Annotated in this window: 12 protein-coding genes; 2 read left to right on the forward strand and 10 right to left on the reverse strand. The window is 37.2% G+C overall.

The annotated features are described in order from the left end of the window. The first annotated feature begins 28 nt into the window (after positions 1-28). Positions 29-2,518, forward strand: coding sequence for a bifunctional diguanylate cyclase/phosphodiesterase (locus tag PVK63_RS08790; RefSeq protein ID WP_274440316.1), 2,490 nt, complete (start codon positions 29-31; stop codon positions 2,516-2,518). Here PVK63_RS08790 and PVK63_RS08795 read toward each other — a convergent pair. Further along, on the reverse strand, positions 2,482-3,108 hold the full coding sequence (locus PVK63_RS08795) for a tRNA-uridine aminocarboxypropyltransferase (protein ID WP_274440315.1): 627 nt from the start codon (positions 3,106-3,108) through the stop codon (positions 2,482-2,484). The two genes, PVK63_RS08790 and PVK63_RS08795, sit on opposite strands and share 37 nt — an antisense overlap. A 4-nt stretch (positions 3,109-3,112) precedes the next feature. Next, positions 3,113-4,129: a hypothetical protein gene (locus tag PVK63_RS08800; RefSeq protein WP_274440314.1), complete on the reverse strand. Its 1,017-nt coding sequence runs from the start codon at positions 4,127-4,129 to the stop codon at positions 3,113-3,115. Positions 4,130-4,277: 148 nt separating this feature from the next. On the opposite strand from PVK63_RS08800, the gene PVK63_RS08805 reads away from it, so the two are divergent. Beyond that, on the forward strand, positions 4,278-4,913 hold the full coding sequence (locus PVK63_RS08805) for a bifunctional 4-hydroxy-2-oxoglutarate aldolase/2-dehydro-3-deoxy-phosphogluconate aldolase (protein WP_130045157.1): 636 nt from the start codon (positions 4,278-4,280) through the stop codon (positions 4,911-4,913). Between the two features lie 88 nt (positions 4,914-5,001). Here PVK63_RS08805 and PVK63_RS08810 read toward each other — a convergent pair whose 3' ends face one another. The 8 genes from PVK63_RS08810 to PVK63_RS08845 form a co-directional block, all read right to left on the reverse strand. Beyond that, positions 5,002-5,448 carry a low molecular weight protein-tyrosine-phosphatase gene (locus PVK63_RS08810; protein WP_274440313.1) on the reverse strand — a complete coding sequence of 149 codons (447 nt, stop codon included), beginning with the start codon at positions 5,446-5,448 and terminating at the stop codon, positions 5,002-5,004. Then, positions 5,441-6,862: an O-antigen ligase family protein gene (locus tag PVK63_RS08815; protein WP_274440312.1), complete on the reverse strand. Its 1,422-nt coding sequence runs from the start codon at positions 6,860-6,862 to the stop codon at positions 5,441-5,443. The genes PVK63_RS08810 and PVK63_RS08815 overlap by 8 nt, the downstream gene beginning before the upstream one ends. 103 nt (positions 6,863-6,965) lie before the next feature. Continuing rightward, positions 6,966-7,442 (reverse strand): hypothetical protein, encoded by a 477-nt coding sequence (locus PVK63_RS08820; protein ID WP_274440311.1) that lies wholly within the window; start codon positions 7,440-7,442, stop codon positions 6,966-6,968. A gap of 97 nt (positions 7,443-7,539) precedes the next feature. After that, a complete protein-coding gene (locus PVK63_RS08825) occupies positions 7,540-7,938 on the reverse strand; it encodes a VanZ family protein (protein ID WP_274440310.1) in 399 nt (132 codons plus the stop codon). A 386-nt stretch (positions 7,939-8,324) separates the two neighbouring features. Beyond that, positions 8,325-9,350: an acyltransferase family protein gene (locus tag PVK63_RS08830; RefSeq protein ID WP_274440309.1), complete on the reverse strand. Its 1,026-nt coding sequence runs from the start codon at positions 9,348-9,350 to the stop codon at positions 8,325-8,327. An 862-nt stretch (positions 9,351-10,212) separates the two neighbouring features. Beyond that, complete coding sequence (locus PVK63_RS08835) at positions 10,213-10,374, reverse strand: hypothetical protein (protein WP_274440308.1); 162 nt, start codon at positions 10,372-10,374, stop codon at positions 10,213-10,215. Continuing rightward, on the reverse strand, positions 10,367-10,999 hold the full coding sequence (locus PVK63_RS08840; protein WP_274440307.1) for a hypothetical protein: 633 nt from the start codon (positions 10,997-10,999) through the stop codon (positions 10,367-10,369). Before PVK63_RS08840 ends, PVK63_RS08835 begins: the two co-directional genes overlap by 8 nt. 168 nt (positions 11,000-11,167) lie before the next feature. After that, the gene (locus PVK63_RS08845) at positions 11,168-13,336 is read right to left on the reverse strand and encodes a choice-of-anchor A family protein (protein ID WP_274440306.1); all 2,169 of its coding nucleotides are present in this window, start codon (positions 13,334-13,336) and stop codon (positions 11,168-11,170) included. Between the last annotated feature and the right edge of the window lie 63 nt (positions 13,337-13,399).

A 13,399-nucleotide genomic window follows, 5' to 3' on the forward strand; every position in this document is an offset into this window, starting at 1 on the left:
TAATAAAAATCATAAGGCTTAATGAATAATGAAAACCCTCTCGATCAGTGTGCAAAGTGTTGTTCAACTTCAAGAAGAGTGTGATTTATTATCCATAAAATCGGGTGTTTCTTGTTTAATTCAACTTTTTTCATCTCAAAGTAAAGAAGACGTTGAAGCCTATTATGATGTATTAAATAAGCACTTTCCAAATGCTGAGATTATCGGTCTTAGTGTTATTCACGCAAGTATTAACTCGGCTATTTATTCACAATCCACAGTGATTTCAATCTCTACATTTGAGTCGAGCCAAATTACTTCTGCCAATGTTTTCCATTGTGTTGATGAGAAAACAGTCGGTCATCAATTGCTAAGAAAACTGTCGATGAATCAAGCAACTAAGAGTGTGATCGCTTTTGGGTGTTATGGCTCGGCAAGTAACTATCCTCTATTTGAAGCCTTCTCAGAATCTCCCTATGGCGTACCCGTTTCGGGTGGTGTTGCTGCCGATGCTGGGCATGAGATTTGGGTATTTTTAAATGGACAGTTTTACAAAGACTGCATTGTTGCTGTTGCATTGCATGGCGAGAACTTGAAAACATGGTATGAAGCTTTTGTAGAATGGAATCCAATTGGCAAGCGATTTCGAATTACGTCATCAGAAGGTCGAGTTGTAAAAACCATCGACCATATACCGGCGTATGAGTTTTATTGCAAATACTTAGCAGATAATAAAAATTTACCTTTGAGCCAAATTCAAGCATTTCCCCTCATGCTTGAAGAAGACACTGCACGAATTATCAACCCGGTAGAGTCGATAACAGAAGAAGGGTATTTACAGTTTACGTTAGAAGTCCCGCTGGGAGATGAAGTACGATTCTCTTATTACCATCCTTCATTAACTCAAGAGCAAGTGAATCAAGGGGCGTTGATGCTTGCTAAAAAGTGCCCTGAATCTATTTTTATTTATAACTGTGAATCTCGTATCGAAAGCAGTTCTGAGTCAACGGAATTACAAAGCTTTTCTGATATAGGTCCATGCCAAGGGATGTATGGTATGGGGGAGTTTTTCCGTTCAGCGAATCAACAAATTCTTCATCATAGCTTAACCTACCTAGCATTGAGTGAATCATCTGATTCTATTGTTATTGATGCCTCCATTTCACACTTACCACGCACACATAATTTAACGCCGCTGTTCTCACTGATTAAAAATTCAATTCAAGACCTGGATACCATGACGTCTGAAATGGAAAAAAAGATCAGCGAGCAGTCGATGCGGCTAATTCAAACGTATCGTATTGATAGAAGAACTGGTTTATTAAATCGTACGGTATTAAAAGAGCGTTTATCCCATATCGCGTGCACTGATCATTTGCTCTCTTTTAAGTTAACCAATTTAAGTCAGGTAAATGAGAAATATGGCTACCAAGTTGGTGATAAATTACTGCAAGATATTAGTCTTTATATTAATGCACATTTAGGTCAAAAAATAGAGACAAATATCGAGCTGTACAGCATTGGTATTGCTGAATGGGGGGTTATTTTTCACAGTGATAAAAATAGTGAGTTTTTACGAAAATGCATTACTGACTTTATTGAAGACTTAGAGCATGAAAACTTTGAACCATATGGACTCAGTGATGTGGATTATCTGAGTGTCGCTATCTCTGGCGGTATTATTAGTCGTCGTGATTTTGCTCATGTTGCCGTGGAAGATTTAATATTAAAAACGGTAGAAGCTCGTCGAATCGCGATGCGCCGTAATCGCCATTTGTGCAATGCCCGCGATCTTCTGAATGAGGAGCGTTCACGCCAAAGTCAGCTTGATTGGTTAACTTGTGTGAATAGAGCGGTCTCGCAACAAGGGGTGTTAGTGTATGGTCAACCTATTTTTGAATCACATACACGCCAACTTGCCTCTACGGAATGTCTAATGCGGATCCGTGAGGATGACCAAATATTTGCTCCTGGGCAGTTTTTACCCGCTGTTGAGGGGACTCATTTATATACTCGATTAAGCCGTGAAATGATCTCTCGCTCGTTTGAGATTATGCAAAATAATGATCTGAAGTTTTCAATTAACCTATCACCACAAGATTTAATGAGTGATAGAACTCTCGACTTGTTAGAAACATCAATTCTACGTTTAGATAATCCTTTTAGAGTGGGGTTTGAAGTGCTTGAAACTGAGCAAATTCAAGATTATGACCGCATGATAGAAGTGTGTAATTATTTTAGACGTTTAGGGGCTCGTATTATCATTGATGATTTTGGTTCTGGATATTCAAACATCGATGAAATCATGAAACTAGAGCCCCAAGTGATTAAGTTAGATGGGTCTATTATTAAAAATGTACACCAAGATAAACGTCAGCGTTTGATCTCTCAACAAATGGTACAACTGTGCCATGCCCTTGATGCCAAAGTCGTGGCTGAATTTGTTCATAACCAAGAGGTGTGTACCATTGTTGAAGACATGGGTGTTGATTACTTACAAGGCTACTTTTTAGGTGCACCTAAAGCATTAGAGTTGTAACTGTGACCGCTGCGTTCGGCCTGAAACACCGTTAAAAATTGATCGTAATACTTAAAAAGAGCTTGAGCATTCTCAGGCTCTTTTACCATATCTAATACCTCTATTCCCGCCTCACAAGTACAGAGATTTCCTTGGCTTTGATTACGACGTAAATGGTAACGAGAGATCTCAGATGGACTTAGTTCTAGACAAGGAAGCGCCTTTAACCAAGGGCTTTTATTTACCATTTTTTTGGCTTCTTGCCATGTTGCATCTAACAGAATAAAGAGCTGTTTTTTGCTTGGATCTCTACTCGTTAAATATTCAGAACTTAAAGTTGGAGCATCACTAGGAAACAGCAACCACGCTTCTATATCCTCTTGATGTATTTTATTGATGAGCGCTTCTGGCTGAACTTTTCTTTGCCATAAATAGCTTTTGGCTTTAGGTAGGCCATTTAGTAATAGCCTGCCAGTATTGGTGAGTTTATCTAACTCGTTTTCATGGTAAAGCAAAGCAAATTCAACCTGGGATTCTAAGTTAGGTTGATGATCGCAAATGCAATTATGAATGAAACCACAAACAGAGCATGCGTAAGAAGGTGTTGTCATTAAGTTATTTATTATCCATTGAATAAAGTGTCAGCCCTGATTGAATAGGGAATAGTACGCCATTAACTTGCTCTTCTTTGGCTGAAATCTTTTCCCCCTGCTTAGAGAACACGCGTTCAGAAATCATGTATTGGCGTTGGTGGCGGCTCATAAGAACATATAGTTTGTTGTCTCCGGTTGCTTGCCATACACCAGTTTCAACCAATTGAGGTTCGTCAGTATTGTAATCGTAAGTCGTTATTGCTGAGTGATCAGCATTTAATGTTAATCCAATGGTTAATCCTGAAGCACCAACTGGACTGGTGCCTTGATAAGTATTCACCCAATTAAGCGTCGTATCTTGGGCGGCTAATGTGGCGCAGCCTTGGTACTTTTTATCATTAATAGTGACTTCAGAGTTCCATCCATAGATAGACTCAACCATGGTATCTTTGCAGATCCCTTTAGTCATAGTAAGGGAGAAATCACGACTTTGATATACTCGTTTATTGATATCAAATTGTTGTTCTGTGATGGTTTGCGCCTGTTTTTGTTTCCCAATTTCAGAGAAAATCAATTCACCATTGACCACTTGTAAATTCCAAAATGGTTCAGAGCCAAAAGCCTTGGTTGGCTGAATACTTCGCTGACAAGATGCGCCTTCACCGGCGACTAGAGTGTTAATTTGAGAGACGACAAAACGAGCAGGATAATCATTGGCAAAGCCGCCTTTTGGTGGTGCTTCAAAGTGGCCAATAAGCTCACCATACATAGGTTGATAAGGGGAGGATTGGATATCATTCCCTGACTGCCATTGTTTTGGAGATAGGTTTATCCAGTATTGCTGATCACTGCCGCAAGGTTGAATGCTTTGAGATTCATGGCCAATAATTACAGTGCCACGCAACATAAACGTATGAGGTGTTCTTATCTCGTTTAAGTGTTTTTTTTGAGATGCGTCTTTTGATGAATTAGTCGCATTGTGTTGACTGCATCCTGATAAAAACAACAAGGCGCCTAGCGCGAGTAATGATGTTCTCATTTACTTCCCTTATATATGATTAGCCTAAATACCAGTATGCCATAGGACAGTAAAAATGCGTGAGAATTCACCTTTATCAGAGCTATTGAAATAAAATTAGCGTAAAATACCGCCGTCAATTTAAATGAGTAAAGAGAGCTATAAGAATATGAGTTGGAACCTTTCGCCTTCAGACGTATTTAGTGCATCACCAGTTGTCCCTGTAATGGTTATTGAGCAATTGGAAGATGCAGTACCAATGGCTCAAGCCCTAGCTGCGGGTGGTATTAATGTTTTTGAAATTACATTGCGAACAGCTGTTGCTCTAGAAGCAATTACTGCGATCCGCAAAGCAATGCCGACGGCATTAGTTGGTGCAGGAACCGTCATTAGCACTCAGCAGTATGATCAAGCGGTAGAAGCGGGAGCTCAATTTATTATTTCACCTGGATTTACACCCAGCTTATTAGCACACGCTAAAACTGCGGATGTTCCATTAATTCCAGGAGTAGCTACGCCATCAGAAGTGATCCGTGCGATTGAATTAGGTTACGCTCATCTAAAATTCTTCCCAGCAAGTGCGTTTGGTGGCCCATCAGTATTAAAAGCAATGGCAGCACCGCTACCACAAGTTCAGTTCTGCCCGACAGGTGGCATTAATCCACAAAACGTAAATGACTACACGGCATTAGATTGTGTGGCGACAGTTGGTGGTTCTTGGATGTTACCGAAAGACGCAATTGCAGCAAAAGATTGGGATAAAGTGACGAGACTTGCGAAAGAAGCGGTCGAGTTGATTAAGTAAAAAAGAATAGAATAGAAAGAATACGCTCCACTTCTATAAGAGTAAAAGAATATTGTTTTTACTCTTATAGAAGTGGAGCGTTTTTATTTTAGATTTTTACTTTCTGTACCCAAGAATCAATGGCTCGGTTCAGAGTATTAAATAAAAGGGCAAATGCCTCTCTAGGTTGTTGAATAGGATCGACAACTTCCCCTTGACCTATCCAGTACCCTATTAGCATGGTCTTGCTTCTTGCTTGAGGGGATAATTGAGCCACTTCATCGATCTGTTCATGCGCCATCACTAATATTAAATCAAATTCAGCACAAAGCTCAGGGGTAAGTTGACGTGCCCTGTGTTGTGAAATATCGATACCATGTTCATGGCAGACTTGCTGTGAAAATGGGTGAGCATGAGCATCATGTAATGTATTTTTAGTTACTGAAATGCCTGCGGATTCGACGGTATGGGTTGGTAGTTGAGCTTGTAATAACGCTTCAGCAATAGGTGATCGGCAAATATTACCAGTACATACAATAAGAATACGCTTAAACATGAGGGCTCTCACTTTGTAAATGAAGAGGCTCGTTTGATTGACTATCTAACCTACCTATAGCAGGCAGTACTGCCGTTGCGTTGGCTAGGAATAATATTAAGATAAATGTCATCGCGTTTGCCATCGGTTGAAGATTAAAATCCACGCTAATATGAATCAACATTCCTATCACTGACATAATGCAACCCAATGCAATTCCCTTCATCGTTCTACTATGTCGAGTTCTTATCACGGTTAATGCACGCCAAAAAGAATACAGGATAATTGAACCAAGAAGCAGTGTGGCAGGAATACCTGCTTCGACCATAAATTGAATATAGTCGTTATGGGCATAATCATAAAATCCAATATCGTCTTGTGAATACATTGGGAAAACAGTGTAAAAACTGCCCATTCCCGTGCCAGTCCAAGGAAAGTCTCGAATGATATCAAGCGACCAAATGACCACTTGATCGCGAGATTCTGCACCTAATGAGGTATCAACTAATCGCTGTTTTACCTTTTCAAGACCAAACCAAGCCCCAACAATAATGGTATCAATGGCAATGACACTACCAACTAACGCGGTTAATGCGCGTGGTTTGTTCTTGTAGAAAAGCAGCGCGATTATCCCACCAATGGTCGTTGCGGCAAAAAAGGCCGTATTCCCCATACGAGATCGAGTCATGACCAATGCGATAACCATAATGATAAGGCATAAGCGGATGTACATTTTTCGGCTGAGGACGCCCTCTAGAAGTCGCTTTATAAATACAAACCGTGAGTTTGATGGGCTGGTGTGTAGATGAGTCACAATTAAACCAATTCCCATGCAGAGGGTCATCATAAGATAGTTAGCTAAATGATTTTTATATACAAATGAACCGGTTGCTATCCCTTTTTCTGAAAAACCGAAAACTGGGCTCTCTGTGATATTGAGCAGTACCATCATAGCAGCGTAAAAGGCTTGTATCGTTCCACTAATTACGATGATTAACACCACTTGCTTAATACGCTTACTGGAATTAATTAAAAATATGGCATTGAAGATCAGTAGAGTATAAGTCAGACCTTTTAAAAAGGACGTTAATGTCATGCGTGAATCAAGGGAAATGAATCCTTCTGATGCACCAACAAGCTGGTATATCTCAGCGCTTTTACTAGATAAAAAAGAGAGCGGCCCCCAAGAAAGAGGAAGGGTTTGGAAAAGCACCCAAAGCTGAAATAAAGCTAGGCCACATAGTAGGTATTTATAGTGTTTTATTAGCGTAAAGGGTAACTGGCCACGATAGGCGATGATAAGGCTTATAGATTGTAGAGCGATCCATATTTCAGCAATTGCCCAAGCCCAATCTCTATTGCTGCCAAGTGGGATGGGCAACCAAATGATAAGGATGAGTAATGAGTAAAATGAATATTTTTCTAGGGTAGTCATGCTGTAGCTCAGTAAAATAGAACAATAAAAAACCCAACAGATGCTGGGTTTTCATGAGATAACGTTAAAAACAGTAGGGTATTAAGCATTCATAACGATAAGTTTAGCTTGGTGATACCACACCACTACCGCCACCGCCTTGGCCACCGACTGAAGGAGCTGATGGTGGTGAAACTGGAGAAATTGGTGTTACTGGTGTATTCGTTGGAATACCCGCAGCAGATGCCTCCGCGACTTGTGTTGGGTCTATACCAGCGAGTAGAGCTGCGGAAGTGATATCTTCGTTACTTACTTCAGCATCACGAGCAATTTGTGCAATTTCTAATACTTTATCGGGTGCTGCGAGGATTGCTGCTTCAATTGCTTTTTGAGAATCAATACCGTCTTGCTTAAGTAATATCGATAAAAACTCTGGGGCAAACTCGGGATAAGCCTGTAGGATATTTTTATATATTAGTTCGCTTGGATTATTACTTAGTTGCGATTCAATCATGTCGCGTTGCTCTTGATTTTCAATAGCAAAGGTTAGTGATGAGAAAGCAATAGAAAGTATGCTCAATATAGTTACGGAAGTTTTCATAATATTCCTTTTTTAATGAGTACTATTTCAGTGAATAAAAAGGGGGTGTTATAGATATACAGAAAAAGTGTAAAGTTAACTGTATAAATTTTCAATGTTATGAACATAATATGTTGATATTTGATCTGAGCCGTAAAATACCATTCATAATATAGGTTCCAGCCAGTATACCACATGCGTTAACCAGCATATCTAGCCAAGAGAATTGCCGTAAAGGAATAAAGAACTGAAGAGATTCATCTATTATTACCAATAGAAGTATGAAAATAGATGTAATAGGTAAGCCTAGACATAGGTTACGCCTTGTCGCGAGTCGGCAAAAAATACCTAAGAGCAAAGAGGCGCATAAATGCAGATAAATAGAGCCATGCATTGTGGCTTCAATATCGCGGATCTGATCGATCAATACACCAGAAGATTTAAGAAAAGAAGCTCCACCAAATAGAAGCACTGAAGCGATCAGTATGATAAAAGGAATTTTAGCTATTTTACCCACAAGTTGGCACCTTCAATTTATTGAGTATATATATTATAAATACGCGTCGCATTTTTCTAAGGTTTTGTTAATGATATAGAATTAAAAAAATCTGGTATTTTTATGGGTATTCCTCGTTGAGGTGTAATTATTTGATGAATGAATAATTATATCTTCGTGAATATCAAACATACTTTGGCGCTGGCCAGTGACTGTGTGGAAATATTATTTAAAATGGTTAAATATGAGCATAACTAAATTTGTTCGTTAAATCGATCCTTGATATGGACTAAAAAACAGTCACGATATCGCCCTATTATACAGCCTTATTATTGCTTGCATGAGCTTTTGATTCAATCAGATGTGTTGTACAACTTAGCGTAAAACAGGTAGTTAAAATACTAATATCAAACACCAATAATATATCTAGAATAGCGACCTAATATTTTTTTAGCTATTATGCAAAAAAGTAATGATAAGAATATGCTTATCAATGTATAAATAATAGAAATTGGTATAATTAATAATTTTGAAGTATGGAATAATATATACAATCCATCTGATGATATTTTCAATAATACTAAATTTACAATAGTATGGGTGAAAAACAAAGAGAAACTATATTTTGCAAATAAATTTAAAACTTTAATATTTAAATGTTCTATTTTTTTAAAACCCAAAACCATAATACATAAAAGTGCCATTTTTTGAATGTAATGGGATGATTCATAAAAATTAAAAAAAATAAATTTAAAATCAATAGTTTTAGATAATATTATTAATATAGTTGAAATAAAAGTTGCTAAAAATAAAAGATAGATATTTTTTTCAACCCACTTAATGAATGAATCATAATTTGATGCTGCTATCATACCAAATATATAGATAGGAACAAAAAAAACATACTGACCTAAAGATATATTAGTTCCAGTTCGTGTGCCTAAAAGTGGTAAAAATAATAGTATAGGCAGGATTTTTTTCAGGGTTTCATTTCTTAGAGTTAATAGTAATGGGCTGATAATAAATACTATTGTTATAAATGGTATGTACCAGTAAGGTACTTGAGCCTTACCCATAATTATAAGCTTAAGGTATTCTATGGAAGATAAATCCCCTTTCCCTATCACAGCATATAAAATATAAACTAACGTGCTAAAAAAAACATAAGGTAATAAGATGCTTTTAAATTTGGATAAGTAGTATTGATATGGAGTTAATTTGTGGGATAAATATCTTAAAAAGAACCCAGATATAAAAACAAAATATATGGTACTATCATGGAATAATACAGCTCTAATTCCATTAATAATTTCAGGGTATATGGAACCATCTGGCACAGTCAGTTCTGGGATATACCAGATATGGACGATCATAATATTTAATATGGCAAAACCTCTTAAATAGTTCATGTTTTTTAAGAAATTTTTTTTCAAAATTTAGTTCTCTTTATTTTAAATGCATAGGAATGTACTTTATTAACAATATTTTCTTGAGATAAAAGTCTATTATCTATTTAGTTTTCATTCTATTTATGAGCCTCTGGTTAACCTAATTTAATATTTTAAATTTGTAGTAGAATAACGCTCTGATATTAAAAAAACTAGTATCTCTATGGGTATTCCTCGTTGAGGAGTAATAATTTGATGAATTAATAATCATATATGTGTTAGATTATATTTTCACTTACACTTAAATTCTATATTCAGTTTATGTATTATTGTAATAATCTGGCTTTTTGTTTTTTATTTAAAATAAAAAAGATAAATCATTAACACAACTAAACGCATGCGTTATTTAATGTTATTTTACTCAGGAAGTAATTATACACTCAATTTTTCCTAATAATTATTAGGAGTTGAATTACAAATCTTATACGACACGATAATAAATATCAGAAAATATTTTTACGCCTAAATACATATAAATAAAATAGCTAATTATAGGAACTGTCCTTTGTTAATTATCCGTTAACTACAATACCTTGATATCAAGGAGAGTGCATCAATTTTTTTAATTGAAAATTAAATTTTCTCTGTACTAATAATGTATGATGATTGGTGGTGATTTGAAAATTTCTACATATATTACTGTTTTTATACATGCATTAGCCCTGTTTACAATATAGATCCCAGTTACTACACCGCATATGTTAACTAGTATTTCTAGCCAAGAACATTACCGTAAAGGAATAAGGAACTGAGACATTTCTCTATTATTACTAGTAGAAGTACGAAAATATATGTTATAGGTATGCAGTAGTATAGGTTACGCCTCGTCGCGAGTCGGAAAAAATATCTAAGAGGCATATAAATGCAGATAAATAGCTCCATGCATTCTGACTTCAATAGTGCGGATCTGATCGCCCAATACACCAGAAGATTTAAAGGCAGAAGCACCACCAAATAGAAGCACTGAAGCGATCGGCATGATAAAAGGAATTTTAGCTATTTTACCCACAAGTTGGTACCTTCAATTTATTGAATGCTAGCATATTACAAATACGTTGTTTTCCTTTTGAATGAGAGATCATTTGGTTTAAAGAAGACCGATGACGCCAAATACGAGTCATTGCGAGCAAATGCTGCGACGCTTCCATTTGGAGTGATACCTGACTATTTTCCCAATGGGTAAATATAGTATCAATTAACAGTAAGCGGCTCGATGGTGAATATGGCCCAAATAGCATAGCGAGTTGCTGATATTGATTGGTTTTCTGTTGCTCTTTGGATAACTTAGACAATTCAACATAGGTATTTGGCCATGTAGGTCTAATGTGTGTGCTGGTGTTTAATAATGCTATCCAATTATTAGGTGTTGACTCTTCTTGATTAAGATAGGCTATCCATTGGTTTAATAATACAAAGCTATTTAATAAATGGGCTGATTTTGTGAGCGTATTAGGGTCGGTTTCAGCTAATTTTTTGTCATTCGGACGTACAGCCGGATTTGAATTACTAGTAAAGTAGGTCAACCTCGATTCAATTGCATTTGTTATTAGTGCATTTTGTAAAGACAGGTAGCCAGAACACAGTAAAAACAAAGCAAAGAAGAACGACAGTATACTGAGTAAATTTATTTTCATTTTTGAGCCAGTTTTACTTAACTAGGGAAATACCAGTTTGCGAAGGCATTATTTAGGAATTCAAAACAATACAGATGCTTTCATTTCCTATTGTATGTGCGGTGCGTTATATACATCAATAAAAAAGGGTTGAGTTTGGTATGCCATACCAAACTCAACACAAGCAGTTTATTTTAATGTACTTGAGCGATAAGAGTTATTTAAAAGCCAACTCGGTTTTTCAACTAAAGGAATTTTACCGTCTTGTGAAATATTAGTTTGGTGATATGAGTGTTGGTTCCAAATACGAGTAGCATTTTTCCATGGTTTGCCTACTGATGTAGAAGCAAAAACTCTTACCCCTTTATGGGTGTTCCACTTTGAGGAATAATCATTCGCTACAAAAATCAATTCTGCGTTATCATCACCCTCAAGATCGGCAACGACAGGGTACTCCCAAAGTGTTCCTGTAGAGTTTGCAGTCTCAAACAATGCCTTACCAGTTAGGGAATCCAAAATGGCTACTTTATTATGATCTTGATAAATGACTTCATCACGACCATCGCTATTGAAATCGAAAGCGGTGACACCAATTTTTCCACTCGAAGAATCATCGACTTTCGTTTCCCAAATGAGCTCCCCAAAAGTATTTAGCATAACTAACTTTTCATAACCAGCATAAGCAATACCAGGTTTATCTTTACTGAGGAAAGATCCAATTGCTTGCGCGCCGCCGCCGTTACCTTCAATATTTAATTTCTCCCATTTTACGGTGCCGTCGTGTTCCAATACCGCTAAGGTATGGGATGTAGAAGAAGATCCTGGAATTGAAATCACAACTTCTGGCTGAGGATCTTGGTCGAGATTTGCTATTGAAGAAAACCAAACAGTATCATGCCCCGCGTATGACCAAATAGCGTTGCCAAATGCATCATACAGAGTACCATTTACAAGAATATTTTGGATACCATCTCCATCGGAATCAAAAATGTTGTAATCAGGATTCCAACCGCCGATGCTATAAAGCAGACCTGATGAATAGTTATAAACAGATGTGCCTGCAAGTATCTCTGCGGTATTATCACCATCAATATCTGCAATAGTGATGTTACCAGCATAGTTGTCGTTTTGAATGATTGTCTTCTTTATATTGCCATCATTATCAATGATAAATAATTTCACAGAAGAATTGTTAGAAACAACAATATCGACCACTCCATCGCCGTCTAGATCCGCTATTGCTGGAGTAAATCGGGGATCAGCGAATACTCCGCCGTTTGAATAATCCCAAAGCTCTGTTCCATCAACACCACTGAGTGCTCTTACAAGTCCGGGTTTGGTGTATTGACTTCCTTTAAAAGTGACAACGATAACATCAGCAGTATCAAGACCATCTATAATGCCATCATTATTGTCATCATTCAGTTGTGCAACAAGAGGTGTACCCATTACTTGGTCATATTCTGGCATAAAATTACTGCCTTGCCAGTGCCACTTTAATTCAGCGTTAATAGGTTCTGGTTCTTTTTTCACCGGTAACTGACCGTTAAAGGGATGATAATCCAAAGACATCGATCCTTTCCAGCTGTTGGCAATAATACCAACATTAGAGGAGCCGGATGGAGCATTGATGTCCGCATTTGGCGCTAATACCATACCTTCAAGTTCGACACCAGAGATAGTTACTGACGTCGCTTCATATAAATTGAAAATGGTTTGTTGGCGATGAGGAGTGAAGTCCGCCAAACTAATATTGCTCAAAGGTTTAAAGTTTGGTTTGTCCCCGCTAATATTGACCACAACGGTGGCATTGTCGGGAACACAGCTAAGCGCTAGTGTGTGCGCTTTTTCCAGTTGATAACCATTTAGGTTAAATACTTGGGTATCGCTTTTACAGTCGCCACTCAAATATAATCCACCCCACTGATAGGTTATGGTTCCAACATTTTCTTCTTGGCTCAATAATAATGAGTAGTCAATACTGTCTTGTTTTAAATCATCAAAATTAATAGGTAATTCAGATGAGTTGTCTATTGTTGCGCCTTTAGTCAACCCTAACTTAACAGTTTTAGATATGTGGATATCACCTTGTGCAATGATACTACCTTGATATACACGTCCGCTTTTATATGATAAATCACCACCTACAATCAGTGAGTACTCATCTGCTGGAAAATCGATGTCATCATACATAATGCTATAGCCTGATAGCTTGGCATCATGACCAACAGCTAATGACCCCATGCTTGCTGAATGAGGGGACTTGAAATCACCAAAAACTAGCGCACTGTATTGCGTGGTTAAAGCCATTGCATTAGCACTGAATAATACCAAGCTAAGGCTGAGAATTTTTTTCATAATATTGGCCCTCCGTGGACTGATTTAATAGATTTAAAACATAATAAGAATAACCGAATAAAC

This window comes from Aliivibrio sp. S2TY2 (genome assembly GCF_028765525.1).
GTDB classification, from domain to species: domain Bacteria; phylum Pseudomonadota; class Gammaproteobacteria; order Enterobacterales; family Vibrionaceae; genus Aliivibrio; species Aliivibrio finisterrensis_A.